We start from the raw sequence: 19,547 nt of genomic DNA on the forward strand, positions 1-19,547 counted from the left end.
GATGCAGGCACAACAGGAGAACTAACCTGTGCGGTAACGACCTTAGTTTTAGATGGCACAGGCTCTAGTGGTCAAGGGGCATTAAGCTATGCTTGGACAGGAGGTACGATAGACAGTGGTGCTAATACAGCCACGCCAACAATCAGTGCAGCAGGGGTCTATACCTTAACCGTAACCGATGCGGACAATGGCTGTGTGGCTACCGACACTGTGACGATCACAGAAGATATCTTAGCCCCTACAGCAGATGCAGGCACAACAGCAGAACTAACCTGTGCGGTAACGACCTTAGTTTTAGATGGCACAGGCTCTAGTGGTCAAGGGGCATTAAGCTATGCTTGGACAGGAGGTACGATAGACAGTGGTGCTAATACAGCCACGCCAACAATCAGTGCAGCAGGGGTCTATACCTTAACCGTAACCGATGCGGACAATGGCTGTGTGGCTACCGATACTGTGACCATCACAGAAGATATAACTATACCAGTTCCACCAACTGCAAGTGGAGCGTCTTATTGTGATGGAGATGCTATATTAGATATTACAGCAACGGGATTAGTTGGATCCAGTTTTACATGGTATAGTGATTCAGGATTGAATACTATAATTGACAATGATGATACATTTTCTCCAAGTGGATTGGTAGGTACAGAAACGGTATATGTAACACAAACAAATACAAATGGATGTGAGAGTTTAGCAACACAAGTGGATGTCATTGTAAATCCATTGCCTATTTTAACATTTATAAGTACTATTTGTTCTGCAGATGGATTAACATATAGTATTTCGTTTAATACTAATGGGACAGTAACTTCTACAGAAGGAATTGTGGATAATTTATTAGATACAGTAACCAATATTAATGTAAATTCAGATGTTACGCTGACAGCTATTTTGAATGGATGTACTATTGATTTGTTTGTAGCAGCTCCTACTGATTGTGTTTTACCAACATTTATTATTAGTGATGAGAGTATAGCAGAAGATGGAGGCAGTGTCACCGTAACGGCAAGTTTAGATGTTGCAAGTAGTGTAGATACGACTATCGATATAGTGACTAGTGATGGTACAGCAGTATCAGGGTCAGATTACACAGCAACCACCACAACGATCACCATACCAGCAGGAGATTTAAGTACGACGGTATCTATTTCTATTATAGATGATTTAATAGATGAGCCGGACGAGACCTTTACGGTATCGGGAACAGTGACCAGTGGGAACACGGTAAACACGGATGCTAGTGGCGAGGTAACGATACTAGATAATGAGCCCACGCCAACGGTAAGTCTCTCTGACGAGTCCGTAGATGAGGATGCAGGATCAGTAGATGTAACGGCAAGTTTAGATGTAGCAAGTAGTGTAGACACGACTATCGATATAGTGACTAGTGATGGTACAGCAGTATCAGGATCAGATTACACAGCAACCACCACAACGATCACCATACCAGCAGGAGATTTAAGTACGACGGTATCTATTTCTATTATAGATGATTTAATAGATGAGCCAGATGAGACCTTTACGGTATCCGGAACAGTGACCAGTGGTAATACAGTTAATATCGATCCAAGTGGCGAGGTTACGATACTAGATAATGAGCCAACGCCAACGGTAAGTCTCTCTGACGAATCTGTAGATGAGGATGCAGGATCAGTAGATGTAACGGCAAGTTTAGATGTTGCAAGTAGTGTAGATACAACTATCGATATAGTGACTAGTGATGGTACAGCAGTATCAGGATCAGATTACACAGCAACCACCACTACGATCACCATACCAGCAGGAGATTTAAGTACGACGGTATCTATTTCTATTATAGATGATTTAATAGATGAGCCAGACGAGACCTTTACGGTATCGGGAACAGTGACCAGTGGGAACACGGTAAACACGGATGCTAGTGGCGAGGTAACGATACTAGATAATGAGCCCACGCCAACGGTAAGTCTCTCTGACGAGTCCGTAGATGAGGATGCAGGATCAGTAGATGTAACGGCAAGTTTAGATGTTGCAAGTAGTGTAGATACAACTATCGATATAGTTACTAGTGATGGTACAGCAGTATCAGGATCAGATTACACAGCAACCACCACAACGATCACCATACCAGCAGGAGATTTAAGTACGACGGTATCTATTTCTATTATAGATGATTTAATAGATGAGCCGGACGAGACCTTTACGGTATCGGGAACAGTGACCAGTGGGAACACGGTAAACACGGATGCTAGTGGCGAGGTTACGATACTAGATAATGAGCCTACACCAACGGTAAGTCTCTCTGACGAGTCCGTAGATGAGGATGCAGGATCAGTAGATGTAACGGCAAGTTTAGATGTTGCAAGTAGTGTAGACACGACTATCGATATAGTTACTAGTGATGGTACAGCAGTATCAGGATCAGATTACACAGCAACCACCACTACGATCACTATACCAGCAGGAGATTTAAGTACGACGGTATCTATTTCTATTATAGATGATTTAATAGATGAGCCAGATGAGACCTTTACAGTATCAGGAACAGTGACCAGTGGGAACACGGTTAATACCGATCCAAGTGGCGAGGTTACGATACTAGATAATGAGCCCACGCCAACGGTAAGTCTCTCTGACGAGTCCGTAGATGAGGATGCAGGATCAGTAGATGTAACGGCAAGTTTAGATGTTGCAAGTAGTGTAGATACGACTATCGATATAGTGACTAGTGATGGTACAGCAGTATCAGGATCAGATTACACAGCAACCACCACAACGATCACCATACCAGCAGGAGATTTAAGTACGACGGTATCTATTTCTATTATAGATGATTTAATAGATGAGCCGGACGAGACCTTTACGGTATCGGGAACAGTGACCAGTGGGAACACGGTTAATACCGATCCAAGTGGCGAGGTAACGATACTAGATAATGAAGCAACTCCAACATTTATTATTAGTGATGAGAGTATAGCAGAAGATGGAGGCAGTGTCACGGTAACGGCTAGTATTGATGTAGCAAGTAGTGTAGACACGTCTATAGATATTGTTACGAGTGATGGTACAGCGGATTCATTAGATTACACGAGTACGACCACAACAATCACCATCCCATCAGGAAGTTTAAGCACGACTGTATCGATTCCAATTATTGATGATACTATCTCTGAAGGAGATGAGACCTTTACGGTATCGGGAACAGTAACTAGTGGAAATACGGTAAATACGGATACTAGTGGCGAGGTAACCATTACCGATTGTTTATCTAATCCTTTAGGAGATTGCGATGGTGATGGGGTTACAAATGGGGATGAAATAGCCGATGGGACGGATATTGATAATCCATGTAGTTTTTTCGGAACAAGTATTACTTTACCGGTTACATCGCCTGTTAATTGTGTTGCAAGTATTGAAGTAACTAAATTAGCAGATGTATTGGGAGAAGATATAGGAGACAGAATTAATTATACAATTGAAATTGAGAATACTGGAAATGTTGAAATAATTGATCTTCAACTGGAAGATATCTTTATGAATGCCCAGGGCATTCCAATAGATTTGACTAGTGGGCCAAGTTTTGTTAGTTCTAGTTTTGATAGTGCAGAGGGGAGTCTATTACCTGGAGAAATCGCAATTTATGACGCAAGTTTTATAATAGACCAACAAGCTATCAATTCTGGAGGGGTGTCAAATAGCGTTATTGCCACAGCTCTTGAGAGTAATTATTTAACAGAGATATCTGATGTTAGTGATAATGGTGATGATTTTGATGGCAATATTCTGGATGATTCAACTGTTACGGTACTAGGTTGTTTGTTAATTTTTAACGAGTTTTCACCTAATGGTGATGGCATTAACGATACATTAGTAATAAATTGTATTGAAGATTATCCAAATAATAGTTTGGAGGTTTATAACCGTTGGGGTAATATAGTTTATAAAGCAAGAAACTATAAAAATGACTGGGGAGGTATTTCAAACGGTAGAGCTACTTTCAACGCTCAGGAGGAATTACCTGTAGGAACGTATTATTATGTGCTAGATTTGGGCAATGGTTCAGAACCAAAAGTGGGCTGGTTGTATATAAATAGGTAATTAAAAGTTAGTGGCAAAACGAATTTAAAGAGATGATAGAAAAAGCATCATTCATAAAAGAGGCAATTTTGGTAGTGTTTATTTCGCTATTAAGCTGTGGTTTACATGCACAACAAGATCCTCAATATACACAGTATATGTATAATACTATGAGTGTGAATGCAGCTTACGCAGGTCAAAGAGATGTATTAAGTGCCACTGCTTTATATAGAGCTCAATGGGTGGGTATTGAAGGCGCACCAAGGACAATAACTTTTGGAATTCATTCACCATTAAACAATGAACGGATAGGTTTAGGTTTAAATGTTGTTAGCGATGAGATTGGACCGGCTAAAGAAACTTATTTAGATGCCAATGTATCATATACCATTCCCGTAGATTATTACGGGGATCTTGAGTTGTCTTTCGGAGCCAAAGCAGGGTTACATTTTTTAGATACCGACTGGAGTAAAGGAATATTCCAAAATCCTGACGTGGTGTTTAATGAAAACGTAAATTTAATATCTCCAACAATAGGTGCTGGGGTGTATTTGCATTCAGATAAGTGGTATTTGGGGTTGTCTGTTCCAAATGTACTGACGACGACGCATTATGATGATTTTAAAGAGTCATTAGCAACAGAAAAACTCCATATGTTTCTTATTGGAGGTTATGTTTTTGATTTGAACAGTAGCATAAAATTGAAACCAGCGTTTATGCTTAAAGGGGTCTCTGGAGCTCCTCTAATAGCTGATTTGTCCGTAAATGCCTTATTTAATGAGAAATTTACCTTAGGTTTGGCATACAGATGGAATGATGCTATTAGTGGTTTGGTTGGTTTTCAAGTGAGTGAGCAGTTTTTTGTTGGATATGCTTATGATTCAACCACTACAGCTCTAAATAATTATAATAGTGGATCTCACGAGGTCTTGCTAAGATTTGAATTATCGCAAATAGGTAAAATTATTTCGCCACGATTCTTTTAAAACAAGAAGATATGAAACTAAAAATATACTTAATTATACTCTGTTCTATTTCCTTTGGTTTTAGTGCTTTCTCTCAAATGGGGAAAATAAAGAGTGTTACGAAAAAATATAATAATCTGCAGTATGATGAATCTAAGGAGACATTATTAAATCTGGCTTACAGACCGAATGCCTCTTCAGATATTATCGAGAAATTAGCAAACGTATATTACTTTAACGGAGAAATGGAAGATGCCTCCAAATGGTATGAAGAATTGTTAAGTTCTAGAGAAGAAAGAGAGGAGGTAGATTCACTGAAAGCTGAAAACTATTTTAGATATGTTCATGCTTTAAAAGCGCAAGAGAAGTATAACGAAGCTGATAAGTTAATGGAGGATTTTGTGGCTGCAAACCCAGAAGATCTAAGATCCAAGTCATTTTCCAATCATTCTAATTATTTACGGGACATAAATAAAGTGTCTAAAACATTCGATTTAAAGAGTTTAAAAGTAAATACGGCTTTTTCTGATTTTGGAGTCTCCACGCATAATGGAAAACTAATTTTTGCATCATCGCGAGATACTGATGAAAAGTTGTACGGTTGGAACGGGCAACCTTTTTTAAATCTATTTTCAATAGATTCTTTGAATAAAGTAGAAGAGTTGAGCGAAGACATTAATAGTAAATATCATGAATCGTCTGCAGCTTATTCAAGAGATGGTAAAACACTTTATTTTACACGTAATAACTATTACAAGGGTAAGTTCAAGAAAAGCAGTAAAAATGCTCATGTTTTGCAAATTTTTAGAGCGGATTTGGTTAATGGAGAATGGACAAATATTAAACCATTACCATTTAATAGTAAAGAGTACAATGTAGCACATCCAGCATTAAGTATTGATGAAAAGAAACTCTATTTTTCCTCAGATATGCCCGGAAGTTTTGGAAGTTCTGATTTGTATGTGGTAGATATTAATGATGATGGGACCTTCGGGACCCCAGTTAATTTGGGTAATAAAATTAATACGGAGGGCAGGGAAAATTTTCCTTTTATTAGCGATAAGGATATACTTTATTTCGCTTCAGATGGACATGTTGGGCTTGGAGGGTTAGATGTGTTTAAAATCGACGTAAAAGCCATTGGGGCATCAGAAGTAAAAAATGTAGGAAGACCCATTAATAGTCCAAAAGATGATTTTGGCTATGTTATATATGAAGATACAGGTCAAGGATATGTTTCGTCTAATCGTATAGGAGGACAAGGTGATGATGATATATATAGTTTCACAGTTCCTGAATGTAAACCCATCCTTGAAGGTATTGCGATCGATAAATACTCAAAAGAGGTTTTGGCCAATGCTAATATTGTTTTGTACGATGAAGATAAAAATGTTTTGGTATCATTAAAAACTAATGAAGCAGGTCTTTTTATATATAATCTAGACTGTTTAAAACAGACCTATCTCATTGAAGGAAGGAAAGATGGTTATTATGATAATTTTATAGATTTCACCATCGTTTCGAATGTTAGCCAAACCTCGCATGTGACTGTAGAACTTGAAGCTATTCCAGCTCCAGTAGGAACAGATCTTAGTGAGTTACTTAGTTTAAATCCGATTTATTACGATTTTGATAAAGCTATTATAAGAAAAGACGCTAAAGGCGAATTAACCAAAGTAATTGGTTATATGGATAGGTTTCCTACTGTAAAAGTTGATATTCGGTCGCATACAGATTCTAGAGGGACAAAAAAGTATAACATTGGTCTGTCCAATAAAAGAAACGAACGAACCAAAAACTATTTAATTAAACATGGAAACATTTCTCCTGAAAGGTTAACAGGAAAAGGCTATGGCGAGTCTCAATTAACTAACCATTGTAAAGACGGCGTGTATTGTACTAGAAAAGAACATCAAGCTAATAGGCGTAGTGAGTTTATTATTATCGAAAATTAGTTTTAAAAGGAGTTTATAACTTTACAAAGTGCCTAAATATTAAGGCACTTTTTTTGTTTTATTTATTAAGGAGTTTAAGCAATTTTATATTTTGTTTGTATTTTTGTTCATCTATGGAAGAAGAAAAAGTTATCCTTGTAAATGAAAAGGATGAGCAAATTGGTCTTATGCCTAAGTTAGAGGCGCATGAAAAGGCAGTATTACATCGTGCTTTTTCAGTGTTTATTTTTAATAATAAGAATGAATTGATGCTTCAGCAGCGCGCTTTAGATAAGTACCATTCTCCTGGATTATGGACTAACACATGCTGTAGTCATCAAAGAGAAGGTGAATCTAATATTGATGCAGGAAAGCGAAGATTACAGGAAGAAATGGGTTTTGTAGTAGATCTTAAGGAGTCAATATCCTTTATCTACAAAGCTCCTTTTGATAATGGTTTAACAGAGCATGAATTAGATCATGTTTTACTAGGTACTTATAATGGAGAACCTAAAATTAATCTAGATGAAGTAGCTAATTGGAAATGGATGCCGCTGGAGATGGTAAAATCGGATATCTCCAAATATCCAAAGCTATATACAGAATGGTTTAAAGTAATTTTTGATAAGTTTTATGAATATATAAATTTAAATCATGAAAGTGAAAGTTAGTAGGCGGGCACATTTTAATGCAGCTCATAGATTGTATAGAAAAGACTGGAGTTTTGAAAAAAATGATGAAGTTTTTGGGAAATGCAACAATCCTAATTTTCATGGGCATAACTATGAGCTAATTGTGAGTGTGACTGGAACTATTAATAAGGATACAGGTTATGTTATAGATATGAAGGTTTTAAAAGATATCATTAAGACACAAGTGGAAGAGACCTTTGATCATAAAAATTTAAATCTTGAAGTGGCAGAGTTTAAAGACCTAAATCCAACTGCGGAAAACATTGCCGTGGTTATTTATAACAAAATTAAACCAAAAATTTCTGAGTCTTTAGACTTAGAAATTACGCTTTATGAAACCCCCAGAAATTTTGTTACCTATGCCGGATAGCAATAAGAAAAGCAGTTTCTACCCTCTAAAGTTTAAGCCTATTTTAAAAGAAAAAATTTGGGGCGGACAAAAATTAAAAACGATTCTCAATAAAGCTTCAGAATCTAATACTATTGGTGAGAGTTGGGAGATTAGTGATCTTGATGGGGACACCTCAGTGGTTATAAATGGACCATTAAAAGGTAAAACATTGAAAGATTTAGTAGAGATTTTTGGAAAGGATATTTTAGGTCTACAGAACTATAGGATTTTTAAAAATAAGTTTCCCTTATTAATTAAGTTTATCGATGCCAAAAAAGACTTGTCTATTCAATTACACCCTAATGATGCATTAGCATCAAAGCGACACAATTCTTTTGGGAAGACGGAGATGTGGTATGTCATGCAAGCCGATGAAGATTCGAATTTAATAGTGGGTTTTAATCAAAAAATGACAAAGGAGAAATACCTAAGTCATCTTGAAAACAAAACACTTACGGATATCGTAAATTTTGATATGGTAAAAAAAGGTGATACGTATTTCATAGAGGCAGGTAGGGTTCATGCTATTGGAGCTGGTGTTATGGTTGCTGAAATTCAGCAAGTTAGTGATATCACTTACCGCGTTTATGATTGGGATCGGGTGGATGATTATGGCAAGGAAAGAGAGCTTCACAATGATTTAGCTATTGATGCCTTTGATTTTGATATGCCAGATAATTTTAGAGTTGATTATTTACGAACTCAAAACAAGTCTAACGAGATGGTAACTTGTCCTTATTTTACAACTAATTATTTAAGCTTAACAAAAACATTGACTAAAAAGAATCATACAGGTTCATTTGTAATATATATATGTGTAGATGGAGAGGTTTCTATTTCAGCAAATAACGTAAAGGAGCGTTTAAAAACTGGAGAAACTGTGCTGCTGCCTGCAGTGATTGATGACTATGAAATTAATACTAAAAAAGCTACACTATTAGAAGTTTATGTGTAGTTTTGTAATCAAATTAAATAAGAAATTATGGCAAATGTTAGAGATTTAAAAAAGGATATAAATTATGTATTGGGCGATATTATTGAAGCTGTTTATGTTTGGGAATATTCCAATACAGATAAGGATACCAAAGCAAGTGAAGCCATTATCGATGAAGCCATTGAAACTTTTGATGAATTAATTGCTAAGGTAAATGCTAAAAACATAGACAACCCTAAAGCGCATTTTAAGGCTATTAATAATGAGTTAGAGGAAAAAGGAAAAGCTCTAATTGATAAAATTAATAAGTTAGGATAATTTTTTTAACGGAGGTCTTGCAAATATTGTTTTAGATATTATATTTGCACCCGTTAAAACGCCGATGTAGCTCAGCTGGCTAGAGCAGCTGATTTGTAATCAGCAGGTCGTGGGTTCGAGTCCCTCCATCGGCTCAAAAAAAAAGCTTCGCAATTAGCGAAGCTTTTTTTTACTTGTATTCTAGCACCAGTTTTATTTGGATTCTTGTTTAATTTCATTAATAAACCTTTCTAGTTCTTTACCGTATTTAGAATTTTTTACTTCTGGAGTTAACGATTGGTTTATCGTATCTAACAACTCAATTCTAGCATCGTAGATCTCTGAAAGAGCTAGGTATGGAGATACCTCGCTATCGTTATTATTAATTGCAAAATTAACGATGTATAAGTACTTTCTTCTTAAAGCTCCACTTTGCTCTTTTTCTATAGCTTTTAATTTAATCGTATCATTATTTTTCTTTGCATCGAAAGCTTCTTTGAGTAAGTCGAGGTTTCTATTGTTACTTTTTGAAATAAAGGTTTGATACTCTTCAAATACTTTTTGTTGCTTAGAACCTTTAATTTTAGCATCAAAAGCAAAGTTTTTCAAAGAAGTGTTTATTTCTGTAATGCCTTTATCAGCAAAAAAACTGATTCTATCTTTTTCAGAGCTATTTTTATCTAAATAAAGAAAGAACATTTCAGGGGATTCAACATGTCCATGGAGTTCAAAATTTGAATTGCCGTTAACAACAACTGAGTCTACCGTAACTAAGGAGGTGTCTTTAATCTTCTTTAAGTATATGATACCTTTTTTTAATCCCTTTACATCAACTTTTACGGTTAAATTATTTGATTTAGTAGAGCAAGACATTGCAATTAGAACAACAAATACGGAAATAATTTTTTTCATCAAGAATAATAAATTTTGAAGGCAAATATCATATAATTATTAAATAAAAGCTAACCTCCTGACGCAATTTTCATAAGTTCTGCGCACAGCATAGCACCATAGGTTCCCACAACATATCCAAATACTGCGAGAAGCACACCTACCGTTGCAAGCGACGGATGAAATGCAGAGGCAACAACCGGAGCTGAGGCCGCACCTCCAATGTTTGCTTTGCTTCCAACAGCTAAGAAAAAATAGGGAGCTTTAATAATTTTAGCCACTAAGAGCAGTAAAGAAACATGAATACTCATCCACACTAATCCCACAACAATTAAACCTGGATTTTCTGTTACCGTGGTAAGATCCATTTTCATACCAATACTAGCAACCAAAATATAAATAAAAACACTGCCTATTTTACTTGCGCCAGCCCCTTCGTATTGTTTGAGCTTTGTGTAAGAAAGTAATATGCCTAATGCTGTTGCTATGGTTATCATCCAAAAAAACTGGGAGCCAAAAGATGACATGGTAGAGGATTTATCGTTTATAGCATCAAAATTTGATTTTAAAAATACTGATAGCGAATTGGCACCATAATGTGATAAACCGACAACCGCAAATGCTATGCCCAGAATAATCATATAATCAGCTAAAGTAGGACTTCTAGAAATCTTATTAGCATAAGAAGACACGCGCTCTTTTAAAGTTTCAATGGCACTATTGTCGGCTTTTAGCCATGCGTCAATTTTATCCGATTTTCCAATACCCAATAGTAAAATAGCCATCCAAATATTAGCTACTACAATATCCACGATAACCATGCCAGCATAATTTTTAGTATTATACTCATAAATTTCAAGCATGGCAGCTTGGTTTGCACCTCCTCCAATCCAGCTACCTGCTAAAGTGGCTAGTCCTCTCCATACAGCGTTAGGTCCTACACCTCCAACAGTTTCTGGAGAGATAGCTGAAATTATTAATATGGCAATAGGACCTCCAATGATTACGCCAATAGTCCCAGTTAAAAACATAATAAGTGCTTTTGGTCCTAGATTGAATATGGCTTTTAAATCAATACTCAAAGTCATGAGGACAAGAGCAGCAGGTAATAAAAATCTACTGGCTAAGTAATAGATTTGTGAATGATGCGTTACTGTTTCTCCAGATTCATTAACAACGGTCCATTCGGGAGCAATAATTCCAAGGGTGGTTAATGTCCCAGGAACCATGTAGGCCATAAGCAATGCTGGAATATATTTATAGAATTTTTTCCATAAGGTATTAGAACTTGTTGAGGTGTAAAATACAAACCCTAAGGAAAGCATGAGAAGACCAAACATTATAGTGTCCTGTGTAAATAAAGGTTGATTATTCATATAGGTATTTCAAATAAAAAGACAATATATGAAAAAGATAAAGGCTTCCAATGTTTGTTTGGCATGACTTTTGCGATTTAATAATTGATTGCAATTTTTAATAGGTTTATCGAGTGGTTACTTTAAACTTTATAATTGTAATACATATTTTGGTTGGTTAGTTAGTAAAAAGCACCCTTAAATAAGGGTGCTTTTTTAGTTTTAATGATTAAAAGTAGGTGTTTTTCACGATGATAAAAACAACCTTTTAGGTGCCTTTGGTCGATAATATCGGTGAAATCAACGTGAAATGTTAAAAAAAAGTGTATTTCATCGAATATAATAGCTTTTAATCGTTTTTATATTTTAAATAATTCTATATTTGAAGTGTACTAAATAACACACTTTTTAGTTCAATGGATTAATTAATTAATATTTGCATTATGTTGTTGATGAGGAGACCCCAAATCTAGCATCATAATATTAAAAAGCAAATTGAAAGGAAACCGAGTTTGAGGGAACTCGGTTTTTTTTATGCAATAATTCTAAATGTTAAATTAATACGTGGTCCTATCGGTTTTTTTGTTTTAGGGATTTGATGCAACCAATACTTTTGAGTGTTTCCCTTCATTATCAAGAGGCTGCCATGTTCTAAAACAATGCTTGCTTTTCGAGTTTTGTCATATCTATGTTTTAGTTTAAAAACTCTTTCAGATCCCAAGGAAACAGAAGCAATTAAAGGAGTGTGGCCTAACTCTTTTTCGTTATCGGCATGCCAGCCATTACTATCTTGTCCATCTCTATATAAGTTTGCTAAACAACTTGTAAATTCGGTACGCTGCTTTTTTTCTACAGTCTTTTTAATCTCTAACAGACTGTTTTTAAATGGCGAAGGAGTCATTGTAATGTTACTGTATTTATATGGTTTATTGTTGCTTGCAAAAAAAGCGGTAAGCCTAGGTTGTAAATATGATTTTCCAAAAACGGTTATACTATCGTGTTGCCATTTTATGGTTTTTATTAAATCACTAAAATAGAAATCGGACTTTTTTTTACTGAAAAAGTTTGAATAATAAACCAGAGTAGCATCCTTTAAATCTAAATTTAATGGTGTTTCAAATAGCATGTTCTTTTATTTTCTAAATTAGCACAATTATAAGTTTTATGAGGTATATACTAATCTTTTTTATGTCTTTATGTTTTGAGAATGTTACTGGTCAAATACCAGATGGCTTTTCTTATGTTAAAGATGTTATCCCAGATATGGATGTAGACTTACGTTATTTTTCATCAAACAATTTTGTTGGTAAACCAATAGATGGCTATCAATCAAATAGATTAATACTTACCACTGAAACCGCGGAGGCACTGAAGTTAGTACATGAAGCTTTACAAGACCAAAATTTATGTTTAATGGTTTATGATGGCTATAGGCCGCAAAGATCCGTAAATCATTTTGTTAGATGGGCAAGAGCTTTGCACGATACGATTAAAAAACCTATGTTTTATCCTGATGTAAAAAAAAGAAACCTCTTTGAAAAGGGTTATATAGCTAGTAAATCTGGACATAGTAGGGGAAGTACAGTAGATTTAACTATTATAGATGGAAATACTGGGAAACCTTTGGATATGGGGAGTCCATTTGACTTTTTTGGAGAAGTTTCTTGGGTAAATTACGATAATATTACTGATAAGCAAAAAGCCAATAGACAGTTGCTTCAAAACCTTATGAGTAAATATGGCTTTAGAAATTATCCGAAAGAGTGGTGGCATTTTACGCTAAAAGACGAGCCATACCCCAAAACTTATTTTGATTTTATAATAGATTAACATGAAACTAATCTCTTGTTAGTCTTTCAATAATTCTGGAATGCTCTGGAAATTCTTTTGTTAGGGATATTCTATTAGCAAGTTCGAAATCCTTAAAATCAAAACCAGGAGAGACTGTACAACCAAGTAAGGAATAGCTATTTGATTCCATCACTTCGGCGGCGAACCAATTGTTAGCATTGACAATAAACTGAGGCGTTTCATAATTACTTAAATTATTGCCAATGATGATGTTTTTATATGCGCCTTTTGTATCTATTATATGTAACTTAATAGGAGCGCCTTTATAAAAATGCCAAATTTCATCTTGCTTAATTTTATGAAAGGCAGAAAACGTATTCGATGTTAGTAAAAAATATATACACGTTGAAAAGTTTCTTTTTCCAGTAAAACTTGGTCCTAAACTAATAGAATCTAATATTCCTGAACTTCTATAAGTTTCCCGATAAAAACCTCCCTCGGGATGCGGTAAAAGGTTAAGTTGTTTGGCTATTTTTTCTCCTTTACTCATGGATATACTCTTTTAGTACCAGCGTTTCTTTTTCTTTTTTGAGGCTACACTTTTACGGCCTTTTTTATGTTTACTACCTGTTTTTTTCGATTTGTGAATTACAGGTTTTGCTTTGGGGTCTAGTGGATATGGATGATCCTCCATAACATCAAGTTGCAAGGAAATTAGCTGTTGGATGGTTTTTACATAGTTTTTTTCATCGGCAGAACACAGCGAATATGCAGTACCTGATTTTCCTGCTCTGGCTGTTCTACCAACTCTATGTACATAGGTTTCTGGAATGTTAGGTAAATCAAAGTTAATAACGGCATCTAAATTAGTAACATCAATACCTCTGGCAGCAACGTCTGTAGCAATTAAAATATTAATGTGCCCTTTTTTAAAATTATTTAGAGCCTCTTGTCTTGCAGTTTGACTCTTATCTCCATGAATACTATCTACGTTGTATCCATTTTTTAAAAGGGTCTTTTCTAACTTGTCAACACCAAATTTTGTACGTCTAAAAATAATAATATTACCTCTAATAGTGTTTCTTAAAAGATGTAAGCAGAGCTCAATTTTATTTCGTTTTGGGACATAATATAATAGCTGTCTAATCTGTGTTGAGGTAGATGAATTTTTGGCTACTTCTATGCGTTTGGGACCTGTTAGTATAGCATTTGCCAATTGTTCAACCTTATATGGAATGGTAGCCGAAAACAGTAGAATTTGTTTTTCTCTAGTACACAAGCGTTCTATTTTTTTTACATCATAAATAAAACCCATATCGAGCATTAAATCTGCTTCATCCAGAACTAAGGTCTCAACATAATCTAGATTGATAATATCTTGCTTATGTAAATCTAACAGCCTTCCTGGAGTAGCAATTAAAATATCTACTCCTTTTTTAAGTATTTCCTTTTGGGGTTCAATGGAGGTGCCTCCGTAAACTACTGTGCTTCTTAAATTAGTATAGACACTATAGGTTTTGAAGTTTTGTTCAATTTGAAGGGCTAACTCACGGGTTGGACTAACAATAAGCGCTTTTATAGTTTTTCCTTTTTTTGCAACGTCCTGTCTGTCAAAAAGAAGTTGTAAAATAGGTAAGGCAAATGCTGCAGTTTTACCTGTGCCTGTTTGCGCAGAAACAATGATGTCGTTTTTCTCTAAAACAAGAGGAATTGTTTTTTCTTGAACTAGGGTAGGATTATCGTACCCAGCCTCAGCCACCGCCCTTAAAATAGGGCGCCTTAAATTTAAGTCTTTAAATGACATGTAAGATTATTTGTAGCAAAGATAGTGCAAACTAGCCAACCTTAATTTAAATAGGTTTTAAGCTTATCACGTTTTTTCTTTGGAAGCGCGCTGTTATCTATTATTAATTTGATATGATCTTTATTTTTGTCTTTGCTAAATAATAAACTGAATAATTGAAAAATACTAATACTGTTTTTTGCTTTCTCAACAAGTTCTATCTTATCTCCTGTTTTTACATACCCTTCTTCCAAAATACGAACGTAGGTTCCGGAATATCCGTAATCAATAAACTGGTTTAAAACATTTTGATTATTAAATTTAACTCCAAATTTAAAGCATGGTTCGCGGGGCTGTGTTACCTGAACAAGTGTTTTACCAATTTTATAGATGTCACCTATATGAAGTTCCTTTTCATTAAGACTTGATACAGTTAGATTTTCACCAAACATGCCCCAGTTCCATTCTAAATTAGGGTATAAAGATTTCCAATAATTATAGTGATCGGCAGAAAATATATAACAGGCTTTAAATTCTCCGCCATGAACCTTTCTATCTGCAATTTCATCATCTTGAACGCCTTGACTCCCTAATAGAATAGGTTCATTAACTGGGTTTTTGTAAATACCTGTATTAATCTCTTTACCATTCCAAAAAATGGTCGTTGGTTTTGCAATATTAGTTGAGACTATTTCCAAAAAAAATGTTTTTCTTGAAACTAAGATAGATAATTTTACCTTCTTGCAGGTTTTCTGTCTTTTAATTTAAATCTGTAAATATAACCTAGGCTAAGTTCTGTAAAATCTGCTTGTCCCAGGTTTGAATTGATGTATACGCCAAGAAAGGTATTATGTGCGGGAGAATTGTTCGTGTTTATAATGTAGTATTTCAATCCTAGTTTACTAGATACAGTTCTTTTAACTTCATAGTACCAATCTAGTTCTGCAAGAAAGAATACCGTTTTTTCGCCATCATAAAAAGAGTATCCTTGATTTAATTGATAGTCAATTTTATAGAAAGGTTTATAAACATTGAACCCTACATTCCATTCAATCCCTACATGACTTAGTAATAGTTCTGCACTGCCAAAAATCCCAAAATTTGTGGCGTATTTATACGGGTTTTCCCTAAAGTGCGGAACTTGTTCAGAAATCAATTCACCATCATCTTTAATATAGTCATAATAACCTTCTAAAAACCGATAATACAAACCTCCACCAAACTTAAAAGTTTTGTTTATTACTTTTCCAGCCGATGCTGTGAACGTATAGACTTCTCTTTTAGTAATGTCCAATTCAGAAAGCACGTTCTGCCCTATACCTGTTTGAAAATTGATAAATGTTTGTTTACTCCGTTCTTTATGTTTTTTTTCTTGTTCAGAGAGAGGGTGCTTAGCTTTTTTTTGCGATGGTATAAATGCAGATGCACTTACCAACAATGAGTTTAGGCCTTGGTTTGGCAATCGGGTATGCCCGTTGGAGTGGTGAAAATATCCTAGCCCTAGCCTCCAATTCATTCTAGAGGCCTTGTGCACATTATAATATAATACCGACCTAAAAGCCCAATTAAACTTTGTAGAAATTGCTCTGTTAAAAGGGTTGGATTCATTACTAAATTGTGTGTCAACATAGGCGCCTCCAACACCAACAGCTAGATTTAAGTTATCAGTTTTCTTTTTTAATAAACCAAATTCAAGGTAGGGTATGAATGAATAAGCACTTCCTATTTTAGCATTGTTTCCAAAATTTGTATAGGACACGCTAAACCCTGATTTTGGCACCCCTAATTGCTTAACCCAAGCGGCGGTATTGTTTTTATTTAAACTACCCATGCTAAAAATAAACCCTGTCTGTAACCTAGTTTCAGGAAAATTGGTATTGGCTTCTAAGGTCTTACCAAGATAAAGCTCGGCATTGTAGAATAAATCACTTTTATTTGAGGGAGTACTTTGCCCATTAATTTGCGAGAAACAAAATAAGCAAAGGATAAACCTTAAACATGATTTCATACTGTAGTTTAGTTGTTTAAAAACTAAAGTAGTGATGTTTAATGGTTTCTAAAAATAACCGCTGTAAATTTAACTGTTGCTAAGAATTTAATTAATTGACTTGAGTTCTATGTCGAATATAAGAACCGCCCCTTCTGGAATAGAAGGAGTTCCTGTATTACCATAAGCCAGATGTGAAGGAATGATTAAAGATCCTTTAGCGCCTTCGTTAAAGTAAGTAATGCCTTCAGCAAAGCCTTCTATAAGTGTTCGAATATCCAGACTGATATCAGCTGTAAGCTCATTAAAAACAGTCCCATCTGTAAAATAGCCTTTATAATCGATAGTTACATTGTCATTTTCTGTTGGTTGTAACCCACTACCTGGTGTATTAATAGTATAGTAAAGACCAGAATCGGTTTTTGTCGCCGTTATATTGTTATTTGCCAAGTAGTTCTGGATTTCAAGGTCATTTTCGGTTTTGTAATTCACATAAATTAACTCAATATCAAAAATAAGTACAGAGCCACCAGGAATCGCATTATTATTATTGCTTCCATATCCTAAATGTGCTGGAATTAAAAGTTTTCCACTTCCTCCTTCTTTAAATTTACTAATGCCTTCTGCCCAACCTATTATAGTGCTTTGAAGCCAAACAGAATACCCTTCTTGATTTTCGTCAAAAACACTTCCGTCGGTTAAATAACCTTTATATTTTACTTTCACCCTGTCGGCCAAAGTTGGTGCTTCACCTTCTCCTGGATTATCAATAACGTAATAAAGACCAGATTCTGTTTTAGTAGCTGTTAAATTATTGGTCTCAATGTAACTTTTTATTTCTTCATCATTTTGATTTTTGTAATCAATAGACGTATTGTCATCATTGCTACAGGAAGTTAATACTAGTAATATGGCTAAAAAAAGATGTCTCATGCTTTAAAAAATTTCAGGCAAATATATGGTAAATTGGAAGATTGAATATATAATTTTTTGTTAAACGTTAGCACTTAATTACATAAAGTCAAATGTGTACATGGTCTCAAACTAGGTACGGTTTGATTGCTGATTTTATGGAAGACTCTCTAACGAAAAAAAACTCCAAGAAAATCGCAATGACTACTTGGAGATTTTTAATTAACATAACAGAATTAATTTTACATGGCCGCTTTATATATGTTTATGGTGTCTTGTAGTGTAACGGCTCTTGGATTTCCACCTGTACAAACATCGGCTAAAGCGTTTTTAGCCATTTCCTTAAAGTCTTCTTCTTTTACCCCAAGCTCTTTTAATCCGGAAGGTATCCCTACAGATTTTGATAGTGCTTTAATGGCTTCAATGGCGGCATTAGCTCCTTGCGTATCGCTCATTTCTAATACTCCTACACCCATGGCTCTTGCTACTTTTTTTAGTTTATGAGCACATGCAGGGATGTTGAACTGTTCTACATGGGGTAATAAAATTGCATTTGCAACACCATGAGGGAGGTCATACATACCACCTAGTTGGTGCGCCATAGAGTGCACATACCCCAGTCCAGCATTAGAAAATGCTTGTCCAGCAATAAATTGGCCCCAGGCCATTTTGCTTCTTGCCTCAAGATCTTGACCATCTACAACCGCTTTTTCTAAACTTTGAGAGATTAGCTTTATAGCTTCAAGAGCTAAGGCATCAGACCAACCAAAAGCGCCTTTAGTAACGTAGGTTTCTATGGCATGTGTTAGCGCATCCATTCCTGTTGCAGCGGTTAATGCAGCAGGTTTATCTAACATTAATTTAGGGTCGTTAACAGCAATAGATACGAGGCAGTTTTTGTCGACCATTACCATTTTTATGTGTCTCACTTCATCAGTAATCACGTAATTGATAGTTACCTCACTAGCTGTACCTGCAGTTGTATTTATTGCAATTATGGGTAAAGATGCATGTTGGGATAGGTGAATACCTTCGTAGTCTTCTATATTTCCTCCGTTAGTAGCTAAAATTCCAATAGCTTTTCCGCAATCTTGTGGCGAGCCACCTCCTAATGTTAGGATGAAATCGCAGTCATTTTCTTTTAATAATTCTAAACCATCGTTAACATTTTTAACGGTTGGATTTGGGTGTACGTCATCGAAAACAACAGTTTCTATATTAGAAGCTTCAACAACATCTAATACTTTTTGAGCAACTCCTATCTGTACTAAAACCTTGTCTGTAACAAATAGTGCTTTTTTATATGGAAGTGTTTTTAACTCTTCGCCCAAATCATCTAAAGCTCCTGGGCCAATTAAGCTTAATGGGGGTAAGTATATTCTACGATTCTCTAACATAGTTCAAATAATTTATGGTTTAACTTTATTGAACTACAAATGACTCAATTGTTTTAGTTTTTTTAGATGAGTTTTGTCATGTTCCTAAAAAAAAAGAACTTCATTTTTTAGCATGTATATCATAACAAAATATTAAGCATATTCACAAAAAAACCA

At 35.2% G+C, this 19,547-nt stretch carries 17 protein-coding genes and 1 tRNA gene; 9 read left to right on the forward strand and 9 right to left on the reverse strand.

The annotated features are described in order from the left end of the window. From E5D58_RS03815 to E5D58_RS03850, 8 genes are all read left to right on the forward strand, one after another. The coding region (locus tag E5D58_RS03815; protein ID WP_136480523.1) for a Calx-beta domain-containing protein at positions 1–4,083 on the forward strand (4,083 nt) is incomplete at its 5' end. Positions 4,084–4,115: 32 nt separating this feature from the next. Beyond that, a complete protein-coding gene (locus E5D58_RS03820) occupies positions 4,116–5,048 on the forward strand; it encodes a PorP/SprF family type IX secretion system membrane protein (RefSeq protein ID WP_136480524.1) in 933 nt (310 codons plus the stop codon). 11 nt (positions 5,049–5,059) lie between these two features. Next, positions 5,060–6,982 carry an OmpA family protein gene (locus E5D58_RS03825; RefSeq protein ID WP_136480525.1) on the forward strand — a complete coding sequence of 641 codons (1,923 nt, stop codon included), beginning with the start codon at positions 5,060–5,062 and terminating at the stop codon, positions 6,980–6,982. 113 nt (positions 6,983–7,095) lie between these two features. Further along, positions 7,096–7,632 (forward strand): isopentenyl-diphosphate Delta-isomerase, encoded by a 537-nt coding sequence (gene idi / locus E5D58_RS03830; protein WP_136480526.1) that lies wholly within the window; start codon positions 7,096–7,098, stop codon positions 7,630–7,632. Next, positions 7,616–8,023, forward strand: coding sequence for a 6-pyruvoyl trahydropterin synthase family protein (locus tag E5D58_RS03835; protein ID WP_136480527.1), 408 nt, complete (start codon positions 7,616–7,618; stop codon positions 8,021–8,023). Before idi ends, E5D58_RS03835 begins: the two co-directional genes overlap by 17 nt. Next, positions 7,986–8,999: a type I phosphomannose isomerase catalytic subunit gene (locus E5D58_RS03840; protein WP_235835831.1), complete on the forward strand. Its 1,014-nt coding sequence runs from the start codon at positions 7,986–7,988 to the stop codon at positions 8,997–8,999. Before E5D58_RS03835 ends, E5D58_RS03840 begins: the two co-directional genes overlap by 38 nt. Before the next feature lie 27 nt (positions 9,000–9,026). Then, complete coding sequence (locus E5D58_RS03845; protein WP_136480528.1) at positions 9,027–9,296, forward strand: hypothetical protein; 270 nt, start codon at positions 9,027–9,029, stop codon at positions 9,294–9,296. 60 nt (positions 9,297–9,356) lie between these two features. After that, positions 9,357–9,430 (forward strand) — tRNA-Thr (locus tag E5D58_RS03850). Positions 9,431–9,488: 58 nt separating this feature from the next. Here E5D58_RS03850 and E5D58_RS03855 read toward each other — a convergent pair. The 3 genes from E5D58_RS03855 to E5D58_RS03865 form a co-directional block, all read right to left on the reverse strand. Continuing rightward, positions 9,489–10,187, reverse strand: a complete 699-nt coding sequence (locus tag E5D58_RS03855; protein ID WP_136480529.1) for a DUF4369 domain-containing protein — start codon at positions 10,185–10,187, stop codon at positions 9,489–9,491. Positions 10,188–10,237: 50 nt separating this feature from the next. Further along, the gene (locus E5D58_RS03860; RefSeq protein WP_136480530.1) at positions 10,238–11,542 is read right to left on the reverse strand and encodes a DUF819 family protein; all 1,305 of its coding nucleotides are present in this window, start codon (positions 11,540–11,542) and stop codon (positions 10,238–10,240) included. A 511-nt stretch (positions 11,543–12,053) separates the two neighbouring features. After that, positions 12,054–12,647: an alpha-ketoglutarate-dependent dioxygenase AlkB family protein gene (locus E5D58_RS03865; RefSeq protein WP_136480531.1), complete on the reverse strand. Its 594-nt coding sequence runs from the start codon at positions 12,645–12,647 to the stop codon at positions 12,054–12,056. 38 nt (positions 12,648–12,685) lie between these two features. Here E5D58_RS03865 and E5D58_RS03870 point away from each other — a divergent pair, with 38 nt between their 5' ends. After that, positions 12,686–13,351 carry a M15 family metallopeptidase gene (locus tag E5D58_RS03870; protein WP_136480532.1) on the forward strand — a complete coding sequence of 222 codons (666 nt, stop codon included), beginning with the start codon at positions 12,686–12,688 and terminating at the stop codon, positions 13,349–13,351. Positions 13,352–13,358: 7 nt separating this feature from the next. Here the strand turns inward: E5D58_RS03870 and E5D58_RS03875 are convergent, their stop codons facing one another. The 6 genes from E5D58_RS03875 to E5D58_RS03900 form a co-directional block, all read right to left on the reverse strand. Further along, entirely contained in the window at positions 13,359–13,862 is a 504-nt protein-coding gene (locus E5D58_RS03875; protein WP_136480533.1) for a cupin domain-containing protein, read from the reverse strand. A gap of 12 nt (positions 13,863–13,874) precedes the next feature. Beyond that, positions 13,875–15,116: a DEAD/DEAH box helicase gene (locus tag E5D58_RS03880; RefSeq protein WP_136480534.1), complete on the reverse strand. Its 1,242-nt coding sequence runs from the start codon at positions 15,114–15,116 to the stop codon at positions 13,875–13,877. Between the two features lie 41 nt (positions 15,117–15,157). Further along, positions 15,158–15,793 carry an MOSC domain-containing protein gene (locus E5D58_RS03885; RefSeq protein ID WP_136480535.1) on the reverse strand — a complete coding sequence of 212 codons (636 nt, stop codon included), beginning with the start codon at positions 15,791–15,793 and terminating at the stop codon, positions 15,158–15,160. 35 nt (positions 15,794–15,828) lie between these two features. Continuing rightward, the gene (locus tag E5D58_RS03890) at positions 15,829–17,103 is read right to left on the reverse strand and encodes an acyloxyacyl hydrolase (protein WP_136480536.1); all 1,275 of its coding nucleotides are present in this window, start codon (positions 17,101–17,103) and stop codon (positions 15,829–15,831) included. An 87-nt stretch (positions 17,104–17,190) separates the two neighbouring features. Then, a complete protein-coding gene (locus E5D58_RS15175; RefSeq protein WP_136480537.1) occupies positions 17,191–18,015 on the reverse strand; it encodes an FKBP-type peptidyl-prolyl cis-trans isomerase in 825 nt (274 codons plus the stop codon). 221 nt (positions 18,016–18,236) lie between these two features. Continuing rightward, entirely contained in the window at positions 18,237–19,391 is a 1,155-nt protein-coding gene (locus tag E5D58_RS03900; protein WP_136480538.1) for an iron-containing alcohol dehydrogenase, read from the reverse strand. Between the last annotated feature and the right edge of the window lie 156 nt (positions 19,392–19,547).

The organism is Cognatitamlana onchidii, assembly GCF_004804355.1.
In the GTDB taxonomy this organism is placed as follows: domain Bacteria; phylum Bacteroidota; class Bacteroidia; order Flavobacteriales; family Flavobacteriaceae; genus Cognatitamlana; species Cognatitamlana onchidii.